This window comes from Muriicola sp. Z0-33, assembly GCF_026126425.1.
Lineage (GTDB): Bacteria > Bacteroidota > Bacteroidia > Flavobacteriales > Flavobacteriaceae > JAFMPW01.
In genome coordinates, this window is sequence record NZ_JAFMPW010000003.1 from 303,493 (window position 1) to 322,031 (window position 18,539).

An 18,539-nucleotide genomic window follows, 5' to 3' on the forward strand; every position below is an offset into this window, starting at 1 on the left:
TCCAATAAACATTAATCAAGACTTGGGTCGTAACTCTGGAATAGGAATATAAGTAGTATCCCCGGCCACTTGAGGAAATTTTTTGTTTTTCCAATCTTCTTTGGCCTTTAGCAGTCGCTCTTTACTGTGGGATACAAAATTCCATAATAGGTAATGTTCTTGTGACAGAGGTTCACCCCCAAAAAGCAAAAGTTGAGTGCCTTCTTCCAGGCATATTTCACATTGTTCATTGGTCTTACTGATGAGCATTTGCCCTGCCTCGACTTTTCCGCTGCTTTCCGTAATAGATCCCCGGACTATAACAAAAGCTACTTCCCCATTGAGCTGACCACTCAGATCTAATGTTGTTGCTTTTTCGGCATATATATCAACCATAAACAGCGGCGAGTACCCTTGTAAAGGAGACGACCTTCCAAAGGCATTTCCGGCAATTAGTTTTATGCTAAGCAGCCCCTGCTGCCAGCTCGGGAGATCCTTGCCCGGATAATAATCAAAGTGCGGTGCTATTTCCTCTTTTTCCCGGGGTAAGGCTACCCAAATCTGATAGCCATGCATGATAAATTCCTGCCCTTCGCGCCTGTGCTTCGGAGTCCGCTCTGTATGTGTGACACCGCTCCCCGCAGTCATAAAGCCAACATCTCCAGGAGTAATCAACTGTACGGTTCCAATACTATCTTTATGCTCTATTTCGCCTTCAAAGAGATAGGTAAGTGTACTTAGGCCAATATGAGGATGTTGATCCACATCTACGTATTTGCCATCTCCCATTTTTGCAGGTCCCATATGATCAATAAATGTAAAAGGCCCCACTTGGCGTTTCTTGCGAAATGGCAGCAATCTCCCAACCATAAAATTTCCCAGATCCGCTTGTCGCTCATTGACTAAAAGTTTGTTATTTGCCATGATTTTAAATGTACTTAAATCTTCACCACTAATTTTCCCTTGGCCCTATTGTCTTCCATATATTGGTGGGCAATAGCTACTTCATCTAATGAAAATACCCTGTCTATATTTAAATTGATATTGCCCTTTTCCACTTCATCTATAAACTCTTGTAGCAATTCCTTTGAGAGGTTTGCAGCATCCCCGGCATAGATAGTTAATTTCCCCATTGATGGAATATCATACATAGGAGAAAAATCTTTTATGGTCCAGGAATTTCCTAAAATACCTGTCATACAAACAACCCCTTTATGGGCAATGCTTCGCAATGAATCTCTTAAGGTAGTAGTGCCAACCAATTCTAGCACTTTATTAACCCCAGAAGGATATATCTCCTTTACTTTCTCCGCAATCTGGCCGTCATCAATGACCACATGGTCTGTTCCATTTTCCAATAAAGCCTGCCGCTTTTCAGGATTTCGCGTAGTAGATATAACTTTCAGACCTTTTGCCTTGGCAAGCTGGCAAGATAGCATCCCAATGGAAGAAGTACCCCCTCTGATTAATAAAGATTCTCCTTCCCGAATCTCGAGGGCCTCATTTAAAGAACCTGAGGTGGTCTGAAACATCTCAGGTATGGCGCCAATAGTTTCCCAGGACAATTTGCTCTTAAAGGGAAAAACAATTTTCAATGGCACAGTAGTGAATTCGGCATAGCCTCCATCAAAAGATCTGCCCATTTCTCCCATTATTGCAGCAACCTGCTGTCCTTTCTCAAAAGTACCGGATGGGTCTTTCTCTATAATTCCAACACATTCTATGCCCTGTATTCTCGGAAATTGAACTCCGGGAGAATCTCCCCGCCTTGTGAAGAGTTCCGATCGGTTTAGGCCAAATGCCTTTATCTGGATGAGTACCCAGCCAGGATGCACAACAGGCATGGGAACTTCCTGAATTTTAATGACATCCGGATCACCGGCCCTGGTTGTAACGGCTGCTTTCATAATGCTTTTTTAATGGCTGTTTCATTAAAAATACATTTTAGTTTGCCATTCTCGGTCCATAATCAAATTAAAAGGCCTCGTATTAGTTAGAATTCTTTTCCAATAACCTATTAAACAAACTGGCCGCCGTTCCTCCAAGAAGCGGAGCAATAATATATACACTAAAAAAGCTCAATGGATATTCAGGAAATGCAGAAATTCCCCAGCCACCGAAATAAGCTACAATCCTTGGTGCAAAATCTCTTGCAGGATTAAATCCCCCCTGGGTAAATGGAGCAATCAAACATATTAAAAGTGTCACAGTCAGACCAATTAAAACCGGAGTTAAATTATCAATTTGTGCTTTCTTCTCTGTTAATCTGTAAATCACAAAAACCAGTATAAATGTGCCAAGTCCTTCCATGAACCCGGCCTTTAGAGGAGTAATTTTAATGAAATCCGCAAAACCCGGATTAGGAAAAAATTCCCCGAACATCATAGCCGATCTGTAAGAATCCGGACCGCCCCGCACAATAGCATTGGCATTTTCATAAAAAGCAATACTGTCATTAAAGATTACAAATATTAAAATTGCGGCAGCAAAAGCTCCTAAAGTCTGGCTAAGTATATAAAACGGGAGCTTTTTAAAAGATAATTTATTAGACATACACATTCCTAGGCTTACGGCCGGATTAATATGGGCGGGGCATATGTTTCTTACACAAAATATGGCTAAGGCCACCCCAATCCCCCATATGATAGCAACTTCCAATAAACTTCCGAATCCATCAAACAGCACTGCTACAGCTATTGCGCCGCAACCAAATAAAACTAAGATTAAAGTGCCGATAAATTCACCTAGGTATTCTTTAAAACTATTCATTCAACTGAATTAAGGAGAACACATAAAACAGTTCAGTGGCAATTTGAAGACTTCGCTCATGATATTTTTCAGCCTGTTGTTCTGTATTGTCAAAAGCTTTAGGGTCCTCATAGGTGACAGGAAAACGCACTTCTGCTCCTGCAACAAAAGGACAACCCTCGTCTGCCTGAGAGCAGGTCATAATAGCGGCGAATGCGGCTTTGGGATTAAATTCGCTATCCAGCTCTTTGGAAAATCCCATAATTGGATGTTCATTGTCTGCGTATTTTATACAGTAGATGGGATTGTTGTCTTCTGATAGTTTTAGAATTTCAAAACCCGATTGCTTTAGTGTGGTAACCACCATGGGAAAAAGAGCGGTTGCTTCGGTTCCTCCGGAATAGCAACTGAGATTATTTACGTTAAAATAATATGCCATAGTTTGTGCCCAAACTTGTGAGAGGTGACTTCTGCGCGAATTATGGGTACATATAAAATTTAAACGGATCTTCTGGCCGGCATTTACCTTAGACTGCAAGAAATCTATCAAAGGTTGAAGTATCTTTTTACGCCGTTCCGGGATACTTTTAGTATCTAAAGAATTGATTGTCTTTTGGATCTTTTCGAATACCATGGCATGCATGTGGGTTTATTTTTTTGATGGAATGACAATATTAATTCTAAAAGTTGTTTGTTCCTAAAATTTCCAATTCCAATAACCCTAACATAACTTTTTATTTATTATTCTCTAACACAGGAATTGTAACTATCCATGTGACGGACTCTATTAGCCATTTACTTCTTCCAGACACTCACTTTTTCATCATGGGCTGTATACAAGATTAAATTGGGGGTTGGCGCAGCTCCGCTAAAATCTAACCTGGATGAAAACAACAACTTTTCAGTTCCATAGAATGCCACCCAATGCGGCACTTGTGGTGCTTGTATTTGCAATAGGGTTTTGCGCACCCCTTTGCTATTGAAAACATCAAATGATCTGTTTCCCCAGTACGCCAGCAGTAATTCTCCGTCTTTAAAATCTGCATCAAATATCTGATTTCTGTTTAACGGAGCGTCCTTTATTTGAACATCGAGCAAATTGGACCAGGTCCTGATTATTTTGCCATCTCTGTTGGCCAACCAACAAGAATTATCGCCTAGCAGCAATATTAAATTATTATTTATTGCACGTATTCTTTTAACCGGCGCCTCGAACTCCAGGAATTTTTCGGGGTTTTGACCTCTTTTAAGGCAATACACGTATGGATAACGACCAAAAACAATTTCCTGCTCAGATTTCATAAAAAAGCCCCCATCCCCTATTCTCCATCTATCTGTAAACCAATCCCACATTACAATGGGTTGTTCCCCTATACGGGTTTTAAGTACCCTAATATCAAAAGTATCATTCGATTGGATGTATCGCTGTTCAATTATGTAAATACTGCTGCCATTTGCATAAAAAAAGTAATCGCTCGCAGCAAATTCTGATTTTAAAAGTATTTCTGGTTCTGCTCCCGGTCTCCATATCATCACACAGGCATGATGCTGAGTATCATCAATTGGGCTAACATAGGACCATAATACATGCTCCCCAACCGTTATCATATTTCCTCCAGGATGTGCATGGGTCTTAATTGAACTAATTAGAATGGTAATAAAGAGTGCTATTTTAAAATCAATTTTCATTTAACAGTATCTATACTAAATATAATCAAATTAGGCCTTAAAAAGAACAACTCTCTGTTAGTGACGACCAACTTAAATAGACCTCACCACTTTGAATTGTAATCTGATTTTTCTTCATAAAACCGTAACAAAAATCAAATAGAGGCGTCTCATTTATAATGAGATTTATATTTCATAAATAATTGATTGTTTAGCTAACCCATCAAATTAAAATGAAACTCAAAACCTTATTATTTCCTGCGCTCATATTTGTCATTGTTATTGGCTGCTCTAATGGCATAGATTATTCTCCTGAACATATTGCCGCAACCTCCGGACGTTACCTTTACAACCAGGATGATGTTATTGAAGTGTTTTACCAGGACAACACCCTTTATTTGAACTGGAGAGGCGCAGAAAAGATTAAACCACTGGCCCTGGATGAAAACACTTTTTTTGTAGAACAGATCTATGAAAAATTGCATTTTGTGCAACATCCGGAAACTAAAGAAAGGTATTTGTCTGTGCTATCTAAAGAGGACGAAAGTGAAATCACCTACGATTATTTAAAAGTGGATGACAGTTTTAAATCCCCAAGCATGTATCTTAAAAATAAGGAATATGATAAAGCGCTTGGAGGTTATATTCAGATCCAAATGCAAGACTCCACAAGTGTTCTGATTAATGAAAGGGAATTTAATAGCCTTGGCTATAAATATTTGAGTAATGAAGAATACGATGATGCCATAGCGGTGTTTAAAATTAACGTGGTATTATACCCCGATAGTGATAATGTATATGACAGTCTGGGAGAAGCCTTTTTAAAGGCTGGAGACAGCGTGCAAGCTTTTGAAAACTATTCAAAAGCATTAGAACTTAACAACGCCAACAGAAGGGCCAAGGCTTTTGTGGAAGCTTATAAAAAATAATATTTAATCCAAGCCCGGTTTATTCTATTTCAAAATAGACCGTCACCGTACTTTGTATCCCAATTTTTTCAAATTCGATGTCAATTGGAATGTAATCCCCTTCACTTTCAGCATTCATCCCCCTTATATTAATTCCTGTAGCTTTGGTCCTGAGCAAAGTTGTGAAATTGGTATTTAAGTCTGATATATAAATTGCTTTTCCCAATTGCTGATTCAGGGGTTTAAGCATGGCTGTTGCCTGCAATTTGGCTTTGGCAACCGCCTTTTGCTTCAGGGTAATTTTTAACTGTTCAATTTTTGAATATTCTGTTTTGCTTAAATGCACATTTGAGATTTCAATGGCCTCGAGGCCAACGATGACCTTACCGGCAGTTGCCGCATCATAAACAAGGAGGGTGTATGCCTTATTCTTTAAAACATCGGTTCCTCTTAGAAAATACTTTTTAAAATTACTCGTAACATCCGAGAGTGTTAATTGCTTTTTGGTATCAATTCCAAGGGCAATTAGTTTAGTGTTCATTTTTTTCTCCAGTTCCTCTACTGATGTTCTCCCTTTTGTGTCTTTTTCTGTGATCAGAATAGACAGGTAAATCCTGTCCGGAATTACCAGACTGTCTATGGTAGCAGTTGTTTCCAGATATGATTTATCTATAAAGTTTTTTGTTTGTGCAATGCCATTAAATGCAATTATGCTAAAGCATAATAAAAGTCCGATTTTTTTCATGATGTTTTTTTTTAAATCATTTTCATTCAACGAAACTATACTATAATTAGGGTTCCCAAAAGTAAGAATGAGCGAATGCCCCTTTTTAGTTAGCTATTATACCCTTTATACAGGTAATTTGAAATGATGTTCTACTCTAAATGGCATTTACCAGAGGTAATTTTACCCCATCTGTGGTGCCGGGAGGAGTTCTTTTCGCTTACTCCAATAATATATTGCAAAACAAATGCCAACTATAGGCAGAACAATTCCAAACTCATCTATATAATAAGGCGTGCTCCCAGTGTCTTCCGTCAAAGGGGTGAAAATTCGCTGGATAAATAAATTATGACTGGCATGTAAGATCACAGCGGTCCATAAACTTCCGGATTTAATTCGAAACCAGGTATAAATAAAGCTCATGCTTATGATAAGTACCATAAAACAAGACATCGCATACCAGGAAGGCGTTCCACTGTTATAATCAGCAAAGAGCAATATAGGTAAATGCCATGCACCCCAAATAAAACCGGAAATCAGGGAAGTCCTGGTAAATCCCTGAGTCTTATATAATTCAGGCACTAGAAATCCTCGCCATCCAATTTCTTCACCTAATGCACTGGAAGCACTTCGGATAGTTCCAAAAATTCCAAACAAAATAAAATAAGACGCTATTACAAGGCCATTTCCAATTTCACCAAAACCAAATGCTTCTGTAAGCCTGGTAACATATGCTTTGTCATAAAAACCGCCCCAACCAAATACCCATATCACCAGATACGCTATGAATGCATATATCAAAGGAATCAGGTAGCTCCAAATCTGGTATTTTGTCTTTCCCCATTTCCATCCCAGATCAGAAATATTCCTCCCCAATATCTTCATGGTTATCAAAGCCGCAATGCCCGGGCACCACATAAGTCCCATTGTAAATTGCCCCCAACCGCTGCTCAATGTACCGGAATAAATAATCAGGAAATAAAAGATACTACTTAGTGCCAGGGTGATTGATAGAAATAGTATAACTGGCTTGTATTTATTAGGAGGTACTTTTTCCATATAAGTCTTAGGTTAATTAATGTCTGATGATCGGAAAGCTTGTTTCCTAATTTAATTAGAAGATGGAAAATAGTTAAATTTAACAAGAGAGTGTTACAAAAGAAGCTAATAATTGTCCTCTAACAATGCTAATTGAAACTTGTACCTAAGGAAGCAGGTATCACATGCCCTTAAAGCTGTGAAAAGGCCAACTCCCGATTGTACTTATTCCGATAAGCTTTTGGAGATAGTCCGCAATATTTTCTAAAAGTGGTTCTAAACGCTTTTTCGTCAATATAGCCCACACCGTACATTACCTCCAGAATGGTGTCCGTAGAGGATTCCAGTTTCTTTTTTGCAGCTTCAATTTTAACCCGTTGAATATATTCCAAAGGCGTATTTGCAGTGGCCTTTTTAAACCTTCTTAAAAAACTACGCCCGTTCATGTTTACCTTTTCAGCAATTTTTGAAATGCTGAGCTTTTGCTGATAATTATTCTCTATATAATGTTGCGCTTTTTTAATGCTTTCGTCAGTATGTCCCTTTTGTCCGCTAAAGATGATGAACTCGCTCTGACTCACTCTGTCAAATTCTATTTCAGATAACTTTGAACACCAAATTGCAACTTCCCTTCCAAAATAACGCTCAATTAAATAAAGTGTAAAATTCAGGATAGAGTATGCCCCACCACTGGAGTAAATACCATTGTCCTCACAGATGATTTTTTCGGGCATCAGGTGCACGGCAGGATATCTTCTTTGGAATTGTTCATGGGCCGTCCAGTGTGTCGCACACGACTTCCCATTTAAGAGTCCTGTTTCTGCCAGAAGGAAAGCCCCTTTGCACAAACTGGCAATTTCCGCATCATTTTCTATTCTTTGTTTCCTGATCCATGGTACAAATTCCCTGTTATTAAATAGCTCCTTTTCCATGTCGCCACTTAATGGTGATACTATAATCAAATCGGTATTTAGTACCTCATGAATAGTGGCAGTGGGCTGAACACTGAATAGCCCCTGGTATACTACCGGCTCTTCAGATAATCCGACAAGGTCTACTTGAAATGCAACTGTTTTCAGCTTATTCAGCCTTTTGTAATACGTATTGGCCATTTTTAATAAATTGTAGGGAGCGATTATAGTATCTACTATACTGCTACCCGCTGGGACTAATACACTAATATGTTTCATGAGATACCGAATTTTACACAAAAATATAAAATCAAATTGTCGTAAACAACCCTTTAATATGTCGTATTAGACACCTTATTATAGGCTGATAATGACATACATTTGTAGTATACAAATCATTATTAAAACAAATACAAAATGGAAAATCAGGAAATCACAGTAGTTTACAAATGGACAGCCAAGGCTGGAAAAGGGGAAGAACTCCGATCAATTTATCAGGATGTAGAAAAGCAAATGAAGGATACAGAACCGGGAGCACTAAAAGTTACCTGTTATTTTGATGAGGGAACTGGTGTCTTATTGGTCTATGATCTATTTAAAGATGGAGCCGCCCTGGGACAGCACCTGGGAACCACCGCAGCCGGACATTTTCCTGCATTGCTTCAAATAGCTGAACCCGGGCCATTTCTTTTTTGTGGAGATGTTCCTAACGAATTAAAACAAGCTGCACTTGGTATGGGACTAAATGCCACCTTTGCTCCTGCTGCATTTGGATTTGACAGAAGATAAACGGTTAAAAGTTTAATTTGGGCCAGGGCTGTTTTGAATATAAATAGCCAAAACAGAATAGATTAAAGGCAGTTTGCTTATTTAAGTGTTCAAAAAAGCGGGGAATCTGTATTGCAATAGCAGCCCGGGATTGGTCTCTAATCCAATGCTATTTCATAAATCCTGGATTCCTCTCCCCACGGATGATGGCCCTGTCCAATATATTTAAAATCGTATTTCTCATAGAATCCAATATGACTGGTGCACAGGTATACATATTTAAATCCTGATGCTCTGGCATCGGCCTTTGCTTTTTCTATTAAGAGAGATCCATATTCATTTCCTCTTTGCTCCTCCTCAATGAATAGGGCACAAATCCATGGATACAGGTCTCCTCTGCTTATAAAATCGTTGGTTATAAGGCCGGCACACCCAATTAAATTGCCGTCTTTTTCAAGTAAATACCATTGTGGTAATACATTCTTTGCGGTTATACTATGGGCAATGCAATCCTCATAAATAACTGGCAATACACTTGGCCAGCTTTTTTGAAAATAAGCAATCGCCTTATCCTTATAATGCGAATGTTCTCTTACAGAAATGATCTTCATTTTCTTCTTGCACAGTCATGTTGTTATTATTCCTGTTTATCCCTTAGACAGGTTAGCGCTAAAATATATAAAAGAAAGTACGTGTCTAAATTGGATTTGAATTCCTGATCAGAAAAATTGATATGATGCCCCTTTCGGCCTTTTTCCCGGGTTATTTCGTTTTTTACTCATAAATGATATTCTGCAACCCATGTTTTGGGCTATTATCTTCCATTTGATCATTCATATGATGTGCTGTAATGGTATCACTTGAGTTGAGCAGTAGTATTGCCCAGCATTGCCCTAAGATAGTAAATACAGAAATGTACAGCAATGACTTGCTGCTATCGTTATGTTAAAGACTGAGCCTATATTTAAATCGGGTTTCTTAAATTTAAATTACCTTAACTGATATTTAGCTCTGATAATGGACATTAAAAACACAATAGTTGCTCTTTTGATTATGCTATGCCTTGGCTGTAAACAAGATACTTCAAAAAATGAAGGGGCTACAATAAAAACGAACTATCTGGAGGCCTACAACAGCGTACTCAACTTTGAGGGAACACCAAAAAGCAAGTCGGACAGAAATATGCTTATGTTTTCGGATCAGGGGGCCTGGTTTGCCTATAGCCATCCGGATAGCACGGCTGCTTATGGAGGTTTTTCCGGGCCTTTCCTTATGACACAGGAAAATGGTGTGTGGATTAGCCGCTGTCTGGCTGCTTTACAAATAACAGATGATGCAGGGAATGCCATTATGGACTGGCAGAAAGATATCACATATCAAAACAGTGATGCAGGTAAATTAAGGCAGACCTTCAAAAATTCTAGTTTAAAAATAGATCAGGAACTGGTATTTATGTCGGGGCATACCGCCCTTGCACGGACTACAATTACCAATCTATCCGGGGCCGATATGAATATAAATTCCTCGGTGGCGGGAAATCTCTTTGATGTGGGCATTCAGATTTCGAATGAAAATAATTATGTGAAGTTCACTTCCCAAAAAAGCGATGCCATTGGATATGTTCAAATCGTGGATGAAGCAGGCGAGCTCAGTTTGGAAGGTACTTCATCTTATAAAATAAATCTGGCTGCTTATTCCTTACAAGCAGGCGCATCTAAGGAGGTTATCATTGCTCAAACTTTTATTTTCCCCGAATACTCATGGACCGAAGAGCAGAAAAAGATTCAAAATGTCCAATATGATACGGTTCTAAATGTCGTTCAAAATAAGAAAGAAGATGAGCTAAAAGTTTTGATAGAAAACAGAAAAGGTAATTTCGGAGATGATAAGTACGCTACCGTATTGGCCAAGGCACATCTTACTTTACAAAATAACTGGCGCATTCCTGCCGGGGAGTTAAAACATCAGGGCCTGTTTCCAAGCTACCAATACGAATGGTTTCACGGGTTTTGGAGCTGGGATTCCTGGAAACATGCAGTTGGACTGTCTTATTACAACACTGCTTTGGCCAAGGATCAGATGCGCGCCATGTTTGATTATCAAAGTGAAGACGGATTTATTGTTGATTGTATATACAGAGACACTACCATTGAAGCGCATAATTACAGGGATACAAAACCGCCACTTTCTGCCTGGGCCGTTGCCAGAATTATTGAGAAAGATCCGGATATGGCATTTTTAGAGGAGATGTATCCCAAATTGAAAAAATACCACGGCTGGTGGTACAATAAAAGAGACCACGACCAGGATGGACTATGCGAATTTGGCTCTACTGACGGTACGGTATTGGCCGCAAAATGGGAAAGTGGGATGGACAATGCCATCCGGTTTGATGCCTCGAAAATACTCAGGAATTCTGAAGGGGCGTACTCCCTGGACCAGGAAAGTGTGGATCTCAATGCCTACCTATACGCCGAAAAATTGTTCCTTTCATTTTTGGCAGAAAAACTGGAGCAAACTGAAGATGCCCATACATTTAAGGAGGAGGCTGTAGTTTTAAAAAAACGTATCCAGGAGCAGTTTTACGATGAGGAAGACGGCTGGTTTTACGATACCAATCTGGACGGTACTAGGTTTATAAAGGGAGCAGGCAGTGAGGGCTGGACAGCCCTATGGGCACGGGCAGCCACCCAGGAGCAGGCAGAGGCGGTTAAAGATAAAATGATGGACCCTGAAAAGTTCTATACCAAAGTTCCATTTCAAACCATGTCCAAAGACCATCCAAAATTTGATCCGCTCAATGGGTATTGGCGCGGGCCCAATTGGTTAGACCAGGCCTATTTTGGGGTAAAAGGCCTTCGCAATTACGGTTTTGATCAGGATGCAGACCAAGCCACCATTCAAATTATAGCTGGCGCCAAAGGTATATTGGGCAAAGGAAGTTCTATTCGGGAAAATTACCATCCGCTTAGCGGGGAAGGATTATATGCCAAAAATTTTAGCTGGAGCGCTGCACATTTAATAATGTTATTGATGGAAGAGTAATATTGCTAACGCCAGGGGTTAAAATAGCATTGCCAGATTATTAACCCATGTTTTATTGACCTTTGTGTTTTTTTATCTCCTCATCAGGTAACCTCAAGAATTTTGCAGCATTGTTATAGAAGATATTTTCTTTTTGCTGGAGCGTTAGAAAATTGGCCGAGTTGACAGTTGCAACAGCTATGTCTATTGTTTCTGGCCAAACCATTTGATCTGTCCCAAACATGATCCTATCTCCAAAACCAGCTTGGATAAGAGATTTAATGTAACTGTTAAACTCTTCCTGGGGTAAAATCCAGTTAACTACTGCAATATCCACATATACCTCCGGATGGGCATACATTAAGGCTTTTACGTCATCGGTATATGGCCAACCGCCATGCATGATGTACACCCTTAATTTAGGATACTTCACCATCACATTTTCTAGTTGTAACGGACTGGCATTATACGTTCGCATTCCCCCGAGCATTTCGGGCATCAAATGAAAGCCATAATTGGGCCCGCCGGGAAAAATATGAAATCCTACAGGAATATCTAATTCCTGTGCCAATTCAAAATATGGCATCACAGCTGGGTCATCGGCCAGAATACCATTATAAAAAGGGGCCATTTCTGCAATGAGCTGCAGGCCACCATTACTGTATTGCTTTCTTAATGAGTCTATTGCCTTATTTGCGCTGCCAATCAAAATACTTTCAGGGGCATCATCGAGCCACGACTCACCATTGGTAACCACAGCCTTCACAATGTTGTACTTATGGAATCTTTCTAAGGATTTTTCTTTATGCTCCATGGCAGAATTTACTCCTTCAAAAGTGTCTCCTCTTAGTGTTGGTGGATGCGTCATACCAAACATCGGATACCCTTCATTATAGGCATGCAAATGCATATCGATAATCGGGCCTGTATAGGTTTCATTATTGGCCTTGGCAGGTGGTATGTTGTCCTTGGCCTGATAATTACATGAAATTGACAATAAAAAAATTACAATAAAAGTAGAAATTTTTGTTTTCATAATTTTCCTTTTAATCCTCGGTAGTAAGTGAAACAATTTAAATCTGTTCAGGGGAAGAATTCCTAAATTACAAATTTCAAATTACAAAATTTACCGAAGATGTGGTTGCTGGTCTACGTAACAACTTCGTTAAATTAGATTGTACTTTAGAAATAATTCCGAGCTGTAATACTTTAAGAATGATACCCCAGTGTGTTCTCCATTTTCATTGTTTTTTGTAATATCCTGATGACCAAGGTGGCGCAAGTGTAATGTTATAAGCAGGACCAAAAGTATTTATGTACCTCCGCGCTTTTAAACCGCTATGGTCATAACCTCAATTTTACCTTTGGCCTAACGGTATTTCGAGTTTTATACCAGTTTGAAGATCAGGGGCATTGTTAACCAGGAGGTCTTCTTTCATATATAAGCAAACTTTCCAGCCAGGTCTGGCATAGGTGTACACAATGGTCCATTCTGAAAGATGCTCATAAAGCTTTTCAACCCCGCTTTGCCACCACCTTATGTTCTGCCAATCGCCTGATATATAAGTGTAATCAGACTCTTTTCTTTTGTTATAAGGAGTCTGCAATTGGTAATTCACCCCTATGGCATGATAATTCCCTTTTTTGGTATATCGGGTATACTCCAGCATGGTTTCCTGACTTAATAATAGCGAACTACTTCCTAATTGCACCACGGAATCAAAATTGAATACGTTTTTCCGTAAGGCCCCTATTCCAAAGGCGACATTAAAGAAATCATCCTCTCCAATTTCCCACATTTTTAAAATATTCCCGGAAAGCCCCAGGTCTACAGAAGAATTAAACCTTGAAGTGTTTACCCCCATATGGGAGCCAAAATTTACATAAACACCTTTGGCATCATTATTAAAAAGCTTGGGGTGGTAGTAATGGTTAAATTCTATACCAGCTATAAAAAAATCCCCGGCATCAAAGTTTAACTTCCGGCCATTTCTATCTGTATACTCTATATTCGCCTGGTTGGTGCCAAGGAATTTCCTGGAAAACGAATCTTCCCCGCCGGCTATATTGCTATGAAACCATTCTAAAAAATCATCATTGGTAAAAACTGAAAAAGGTAAATTCCCTTTTGTAATCAGATAACTTCGTACTGCTATTCCCAATTCATGATTGGGTGCTATTCTATGATTAAATTCCAGTCGGAAACCTTTGATAACGGCATCCACTGCGATGCTTATAGAATCGTTTGGGATAGTTGTGATATCAAACTCCCGATCATACCACTCTCTGGGTCTCAACAGCTCTTGTGTCTCCTCATCCCGGGGTACATATCCCTTAACAAAAGGATGAAAGTTATTTCCGCTCTCATAAGTAAATGATAGGGTGGCATGAGGCGTGGTCTCTTTCTTAAAATTCTGATTAATCCGTGCGCTTAATATTCCAAAATGGTGGGTGGTAAGCATGCTGGGTTTATCGATACCATTCTTATACACCCTTTTAATACTGTCTTGCTGCTGGGAATTTCCCAATAAACTAATGAGTAAAAAAAGTACTATCAAGATGTGGTTTTTCATCTTAAAATTGCCCTAATTAAGTGTTTGATCATAAACCAATATAGATTATGCCCAATATATTAATTTTCGCTAGCAGGAATTGTATCGGCGCTAACTATACCCCTACTCAAACCTAAAACTTTTTTCGCATACAATTCTAAACCCAATAGAAAATCCCCACAACCGAGGTTGATGTGTCCTTCTGTGGAATGACCTTGCATTGTCCGCTCCAAAATACCAACTACCCCCTCGTATTATTTTCTCTTTTCCATTTATCGGACCTTTTGGATCGGTTACCTCTTTATCTGGATAAATGCCATACCAGTCGCTAACCCATTCCCATACGTTCCCATGCATATCATATAAACCCCATTGATTTGGTGCATAACTTCCAACCTGCTCAGGATGTGTTGAAGCTATACCTGAAATTGCATATTCAGAAGGTACTTTGGCATTGAAATTTGCCAGGTTGTCATTGAGCTTTGATCCAAAAGAAAATGCAGTAGTTGTTCCTGCGCGGCAGGCATATTCCCATTCTGCTTCAGTAGGGAGCCGAAATTGATATTCACCAGATAGTTTGTTCAACTTACCCAGAAATCTTTCGACATCAAAATAGGAGACATTTACCACCGGGTAATCTGGATGTACTCCCCTGAATGGAGAAGGTTTTTCGGGGTGAAGTTCCTTATCCCCCATAATTCTCTGCCATTGATCCTGGGTAACTTCTGTTTTTCCCAACCAAAAATCTGTCGAAATAATTACTTTATGTTTTGGTCCGGGATTTGTAGTGCCATTCTCCTGGTTATTCCCCATATTAAAACTCCCTTTTTGAACAAGAATAAACTCCATGTCTAAAATGGGCTCTTTTAATGTAGTGGCAGGTCTTTTTTGGCAACCGATAATATTTAGAACAAGTGCAAGAGCCAATAATATAGCACCCCTGTTAATTACTGTTTTTATCATTTTAGTTGTAAAACTATACCATACAAAAAGCAGAACTCAAACAACTCCCTGAGGTTTTAGTTTGATAATCTAAGAACATTTGGAACAGAGATGGGCCTATTGTTACCAAGATAGTTAATTATAGCGCTTTTTAATACGGAATTCGGGCTGCAATTAATAAATCAGAAGACTGTTCGATATTATTTATACTAATCGGTTATGATTGCTACAATACGCAAAGGCGCACCACTACCCCCTTTAATTTTCATGGGTAGTGCTATTATTTCAAATCCGCTTAAGGGTAATTTATCCAAATTGGTAAGGTTTTCAAAAGCCGGAATATTGTGTTCCAGCAGTTTAACATGGCTTTCGAAGTAGGTAGACTGGCCATAATCTATGCTAGGGGTATCTATACCGATAGCATTAATATTGCGTTGAGCTACCAGCCAATCGGCTGCCTCCGGTGATAGGCCAGGGAAATGCAGCTTTTCTATGGCACTTTCTCCGCGTTCATTAGTTCCCAGGTATTTGATCTTATCCGGATAGTACTCTGAAAATCCTGTTTGTAATAAAACAATGCTTCCTTCAGGAATCTCGTGACCTGCTTTTTCCTCCCATGAGATAAAATCCTGAATACTAATCAGGTAATCCGGATTGCTTTTTGCCTTTGAAGAAACGTCTATTTTTATGGCACTACCGATTAATTTTTCGAGGGGTATTTCATCTACAGTTTGTCCTTTTTCCGCAAAGTGTATTGGAGCATCTAAATGAGTACCTCCGTGTTCTGCAGTACTGAAATTATTGGCAGAGTAATAATAACCCTTATCTGTCGGGCCTTTAAAAACAGTATCTAGTTTAAATTCCTGCGCCGTTACCCAATATATGGTCTTATCCGAATAGGCATGGGACAAATCTACTATCTTCTCCGTGGGCACCTCAGAAATATCCGCACCACTTCCACTATTATCTACAGCATTTCTGGTCTCACACCCAGCAATAACTACAAACAGTAATATGGAATAAAGCAGTTTTTTCATTTTTTATATTTTTTTAGTCATCAGCTGCTACCAGCTTTGGTCTAACACTTAAATGATTTGTGATCTGTTCATAGGCCAATGCAAACTCCAAAACCTTTTTATCATCTCCAAATTTCCCCATGACCTGCATGCCCATAGGCCTTCCCTGAGCATCAAAACCAACCGGGACATTAACTACCGGTAAACCTCCAAGGCTGCCTAAAATGACCACTTCCATCCAGCGATGATAGGTATCCATCTCCCGCCCGTTAATTTGTTTGGGCCAGTGAATATTGTTTGGAAAAGGAAACACCTGTGCTGTTGGCAGCACAAGAAAGTCGAATTTATCAAATAAACTTTCTAATTCAACATACCAATTAGCACGTATCCTATTTGCCCTTTCAACATCATTATCATTAAAATTTAATCCCTGTTCAATTTCCCATATCAACTCTGGCTTGAGCAAATCCCGTGTTAAGGGATCTTCGTAATAATCCAGCATACTTAAGCGTCTATGATGACGAAGGATGGTCCAGCACTCCCATAAATCTGAAGGCCTGAAACTGCTTTGCATGGCCTCCACTTTTCCCCCGGCATCTTCCACCTTTGCCAATGCTGCATCACATAATTCTATAATACCGGGTTCCATCGCCAGGTAATTCCCCAGATTACCCATCCAACCCATTTTGACATCCTTTAAGTTCATCGGCTTCAAATCATAAAAAACAGGGTTTAAGGCCATCGTATTGAGCAATTGGATAGTATCTCGTGTATTTCTTCCCATAGGCCCAGAAGTCCAGAGCAACCTGTCTTCTGCATCTCCCTCTTCCATTACAACAGTGGTACTTGGCCTGAAGCCGATTACATTATTAAAAGCTGCCGGATTTCTCAAAGAGCCCATCATATCACCCCCATCGGCTACTGGCAACATCCGGGTTCCCAGGCCGCAAGCTCCCCCGCCGCTACTACCGCCTGCAGTTAATTTTGGATCGTAGGCACTACCGGTTGCCCCAAATACGGGGTTATACGTCTGTGAGCCCAATCCAAATTCGGGTGTATTGGTCTTACCTATAAAGATGGCACCCTGATTTCTGATTTTTGCTACTATAGCGCTGTCTTCCTCTGCTATCCGCTTTGCAAACATTGGAGAGCCCTGGGTATAGACCATGTCTTTAACTGGCGCCAGGTCCTTTACTGCATGCGGCATACCGTGCATCCAACCCCAATATTCATTTTTCACCAGGGCATGGTCAGCATCCTGCGCCTGTTTCAATAACTCGCGATCACTAACCCTGCTTATAATGGCATTGTATACCGGATTATAGCGATTGATACGGCTTAGATAGGCCTGCATCACTTCAAGGCAACTTACTTGTTTTGTTCTAATGGCAACAGAGAGTTCAGAAGCAGTAAAATCAGTAATTTCTGAAGGAAGGCGGGCGGCAAAAAGCCTGGTTGAAAAAGGCCCCGGTACAGAAAGTAGAGCCCCAAGAGCCATTGTGTTCTTTACAAAGTTTCTTCTTTCCATACGGTTTTATTTATGCGTTGAACTGAATTAGTTCGAAGTCTGTTTGCAGACCCCGTTGTAAATTATTAATTCCATTTCATCAGTTTATGGATACGGCAAATTTAACAATTTGGTGGTCTTTGCAATTTATGACAACATTTTCGTAATGCCCTTAAGATATGTACCCTATTTTTCGTCCTGCTGTTTAAGATTCAATGAGGTCGTAGGTAAGGATTTGAAGTCCGTCACTGAACGACTCCCTTTGGACTAAATCTGCAGGCCATGACGATTTAGAATTTCCGAAAAGGGGAATACCCTCACCGAGGATTACCGGATTTAATTTTAGCTTTAATTGATCTATCAGTCCGTTATCCAGTAGCCAGCCTGCAAATTCTCCTCCACCGCACAGATAGATATCCGTTTTGGAATGTTTCTTTATTTCCCTGATCCGTTCTATTGATCTGTTTTCAATAAGGACCTTTTCTGAGAGCTCATCAATTTTAAGTGTCTCAGAAAATATATGATGTGTCATATGTGCATAGGCCGGCTGCCCGGGGACAAGTCCATATTGATAGCCAAACTCGTACGTTTTCCTGCCCATTATTACCGTTTCGAAATTTTGCAGGTCGGACAAATATTTCTCAATGCCCTCACCTTCAGGGATAAATTTACTTATATCATCATTTGGCCCGGCGATAAATCCATCAAGGGAACTTGCTACGTAGTAAATAATCTTTTGCATTTTATTGTTACT

Annotated in this window: 18 protein-coding genes; 3 read left to right on the forward strand and 15 right to left on the reverse strand. The window is 39.7% G+C overall.

The features are described 5' to 3' along the window. Positions 1 to 15: 15 nt before the first annotated feature. From J1G40_RS07055 to J1G40_RS07075, 5 genes are all read right to left on the reverse strand, one after another. Positions 16 to 903: a pirin family protein gene (locus tag J1G40_RS07055; RefSeq protein ID WP_265241904.1), complete on the reverse strand. Its 888-nt coding sequence runs from the start codon at positions 901 to 903 to the stop codon at positions 16 to 18. Positions 904 to 917: 14 nt separating this feature from the next. Then, a complete protein-coding gene (locus tag J1G40_RS07060; protein WP_265241905.1) occupies positions 918 to 1,886 on the reverse strand; it encodes a zinc-binding alcohol dehydrogenase family protein in 969 nt (322 codons plus the stop codon). Between the two features lie 82 nt (positions 1,887 to 1,968). Then, entirely contained in the window at positions 1,969 to 2,748 is a 780-nt protein-coding gene (locus J1G40_RS07065) for an MIP/aquaporin family protein (protein WP_265241906.1), read from the reverse strand. Beyond that, the gene (locus J1G40_RS07070; protein WP_265241907.1) at positions 2,741 to 3,370 is read right to left on the reverse strand and encodes a low molecular weight phosphatase family protein; all 630 of its coding nucleotides are present in this window, start codon (positions 3,368 to 3,370) and stop codon (positions 2,741 to 2,743) included. Before J1G40_RS07070 ends, J1G40_RS07065 begins: the two co-directional genes overlap by 8 nt. A 152-nt stretch (positions 3,371 to 3,522) precedes the next feature. Beyond that, entirely contained in the window at positions 3,523 to 4,416 is an 894-nt protein-coding gene (locus J1G40_RS07075) for a hypothetical protein (RefSeq protein ID WP_265241908.1), read from the reverse strand. 212 nt (positions 4,417 to 4,628) lie between these two features. Here J1G40_RS07075 and J1G40_RS07080 point away from each other — a divergent pair, with 212 nt between their 5' ends. Then, positions 4,629 to 5,324, forward strand: a complete 696-nt coding sequence (locus tag J1G40_RS07080) for a tetratricopeptide repeat protein (protein ID WP_265241909.1) — start codon at positions 4,629 to 4,631, stop codon at positions 5,322 to 5,324. Positions 5,325 to 5,343: 19 nt separating this feature from the next. On the opposite strand, the gene J1G40_RS07085 is transcribed toward J1G40_RS07080, so the two are convergent. From J1G40_RS07085 to J1G40_RS07095, 3 genes are all read right to left on the reverse strand, one after another. Then, positions 5,344 to 6,048 carry an SIMPL domain-containing protein gene (locus tag J1G40_RS07085; RefSeq protein WP_265241910.1) on the reverse strand — a complete coding sequence of 235 codons (705 nt, stop codon included), beginning with the start codon at positions 6,046 to 6,048 and terminating at the stop codon, positions 5,344 to 5,346. Positions 6,049 to 6,210: 162 nt separating this feature from the next. Continuing rightward, entirely contained in the window at positions 6,211 to 7,086 is an 876-nt protein-coding gene (locus tag J1G40_RS07090) for a CPBP family intramembrane glutamic endopeptidase (RefSeq protein ID WP_265241911.1), read from the reverse strand. Between the two features lie 170 nt (positions 7,087 to 7,256). Beyond that, positions 7,257 to 8,255, reverse strand: coding sequence for a GlxA family transcriptional regulator (locus J1G40_RS07095; RefSeq protein ID WP_265241912.1), 999 nt, complete (start codon positions 8,253 to 8,255; stop codon positions 7,257 to 7,259). Positions 8,256 to 8,393: 138 nt separating this feature from the next. On the opposite strand from J1G40_RS07095, the gene J1G40_RS07100 reads away from it, so the two are divergent. Continuing rightward, positions 8,394 to 8,765, forward strand: coding sequence for a putative quinol monooxygenase (locus J1G40_RS07100; RefSeq protein ID WP_265241913.1), 372 nt, complete (start codon positions 8,394 to 8,396; stop codon positions 8,763 to 8,765). Positions 8,766 to 8,902: 137 nt separating this feature from the next. Here J1G40_RS07100 and J1G40_RS07105 read toward each other — a convergent pair whose 3' ends face one another. Then, entirely contained in the window at positions 8,903 to 9,355 is a 453-nt protein-coding gene (locus J1G40_RS07105) for a GNAT family N-acetyltransferase (RefSeq protein WP_265241914.1), read from the reverse strand. A gap of 406 nt (positions 9,356 to 9,761) precedes the next feature. Here J1G40_RS07105 and J1G40_RS07110 point away from each other — a divergent pair, with 406 nt between their 5' ends. Continuing rightward, on the forward strand, positions 9,762 to 11,789 hold the full coding sequence (locus tag J1G40_RS07110) for an MGH1-like glycoside hydrolase domain-containing protein (RefSeq protein ID WP_265241915.1): 2,028 nt from the start codon (positions 9,762 to 9,764) through the stop codon (positions 11,787 to 11,789). 52 nt (positions 11,790 to 11,841) lie between these two features. Here the strand turns inward: J1G40_RS07110 and J1G40_RS07115 are convergent, their stop codons facing one another. From J1G40_RS07115 to J1G40_RS07140, 6 genes are all read right to left on the reverse strand, one after another. After that, positions 11,842 to 12,804 (reverse strand): amidohydrolase family protein, encoded by a 963-nt coding sequence (locus J1G40_RS07115; RefSeq protein WP_265241916.1) that lies wholly within the window; start codon positions 12,802 to 12,804, stop codon positions 11,842 to 11,844. Positions 12,805 to 13,126: 322 nt separating this feature from the next. After that, complete coding sequence (locus J1G40_RS07120; protein ID WP_265241917.1) at positions 13,127 to 14,341, reverse strand: hypothetical protein; 1,215 nt, start codon at positions 14,339 to 14,341, stop codon at positions 13,127 to 13,129. A gap of 102 nt (positions 14,342 to 14,443) precedes the next feature. Next, on the reverse strand, positions 14,444 to 15,283 hold the full coding sequence (locus J1G40_RS07125; RefSeq protein ID WP_265241918.1) for a formylglycine-generating enzyme family protein: 840 nt from the start codon (positions 15,281 to 15,283) through the stop codon (positions 14,444 to 14,446). Between the two features lie 188 nt (positions 15,284 to 15,471). Further along, a complete protein-coding gene (locus J1G40_RS07130; protein ID WP_265241919.1) occupies positions 15,472 to 16,299 on the reverse strand; it encodes a cyclase family protein in 828 nt (275 codons plus the stop codon). 13 nt (positions 16,300 to 16,312) lie between these two features. Continuing rightward, complete coding sequence (locus tag J1G40_RS07135; protein WP_265241920.1) at positions 16,313 to 17,806, reverse strand: amidase; 1,494 nt, start codon at positions 17,804 to 17,806, stop codon at positions 16,313 to 16,315. A gap of 184 nt (positions 17,807 to 17,990) precedes the next feature. Then, positions 17,991 to 18,527 (reverse strand): dihydrofolate reductase family protein, encoded by a 537-nt coding sequence (locus J1G40_RS07140; protein ID WP_265241921.1) that lies wholly within the window; start codon positions 18,525 to 18,527, stop codon positions 17,991 to 17,993. Between the last annotated feature and the right edge of the window lie 12 nt (positions 18,528 to 18,539).

Bases quoted from the DNA above. Each gene is read 5' to 3' on its own strand.
- J1G40_RS07055 (WP_265241904.1), bottom strand. From the start codon at position 903: ATGGCAAATAACAAACTTTTAGTCAATGAGCGACAAGCGGATCTGGGA.
- J1G40_RS07060 (WP_265241905.1), bottom strand. From the start codon at position 1,886: ATGAAAGCAGCCGTTACAACCAGGGCCGGTGATCCGGATGTCATTAAA.
- J1G40_RS07065 (WP_265241906.1), bottom strand. From the start codon at position 2,748: ATGAATAGTTTTAAAGAATACCTAGGTGAATTTATCGGCACTTTAATC.
- J1G40_RS07070 (WP_265241907.1), bottom strand. From the start codon at position 3,370: ATGCATGCCATGGTATTCGAAAAGATCCAAAAGACAATCAATTCTTTA.
- J1G40_RS07075 (WP_265241908.1), bottom strand. From the start codon at position 4,416: ATGAAAATTGATTTTAAAATAGCACTCTTTATTACCATTCTAATTAGT.
- J1G40_RS07080 (WP_265241909.1), top strand. From the start codon at position 4,629: ATGAAACTCAAAACCTTATTATTTCCTGCGCTCATATTTGTCATTGTT.
- J1G40_RS07085 (WP_265241910.1), bottom strand. From the start codon at position 6,048: ATGAAAAAAATCGGACTTTTATTATGCTTTAGCATAATTGCATTTAAT.
- J1G40_RS07090 (WP_265241911.1), bottom strand. From the start codon at position 7,086: ATGGAAAAAGTACCTCCTAATAAATACAAGCCAGTTATACTATTTCTA.
- J1G40_RS07095 (WP_265241912.1), bottom strand. From the start codon at position 8,255: ATGAAACATATTAGTGTATTAGTCCCAGCGGGTAGCAGTATAGTAGAT.
- J1G40_RS07100 (WP_265241913.1), top strand. From the start codon at position 8,394: ATGGAAAATCAGGAAATCACAGTAGTTTACAAATGGACAGCCAAGGCT.
- J1G40_RS07105 (WP_265241914.1), bottom strand. From the start codon at position 9,355: ATGAAGATCATTTCTGTAAGAGAACATTCGCATTATAAGGATAAGGCG.
- J1G40_RS07110 (WP_265241915.1), top strand. From the start codon at position 9,762: ATGGACATTAAAAACACAATAGTTGCTCTTTTGATTATGCTATGCCTT.
- J1G40_RS07115 (WP_265241916.1), bottom strand. From the start codon at position 12,804: ATGAAAACAAAAATTTCTACTTTTATTGTAATTTTTTTATTGTCAATT.
- J1G40_RS07120 (WP_265241917.1), bottom strand. From the start codon at position 14,341: ATGAAAAACCACATCTTGATAGTACTTTTTTTACTCATTAGTTTATTG.
- J1G40_RS07125 (WP_265241918.1), bottom strand. From the start codon at position 15,283: ATGATAAAAACAGTAATTAACAGGGGTGCTATATTATTGGCTCTTGCA.
- J1G40_RS07130 (WP_265241919.1), bottom strand. From the start codon at position 16,299: ATGAAAAAACTGCTTTATTCCATATTACTGTTTGTAGTTATTGCTGGG.
- J1G40_RS07135 (WP_265241920.1), bottom strand. From the start codon at position 17,806: ATGGAAAGAAGAAACTTTGTAAAGAACACAATGGCTCTTGGGGCTCTA.
- J1G40_RS07140 (WP_265241921.1), bottom strand. From the start codon at position 18,527: ATGCAAAAGATTATTTACTACGTAGCAAGTTCCCTTGATGGATTTATC.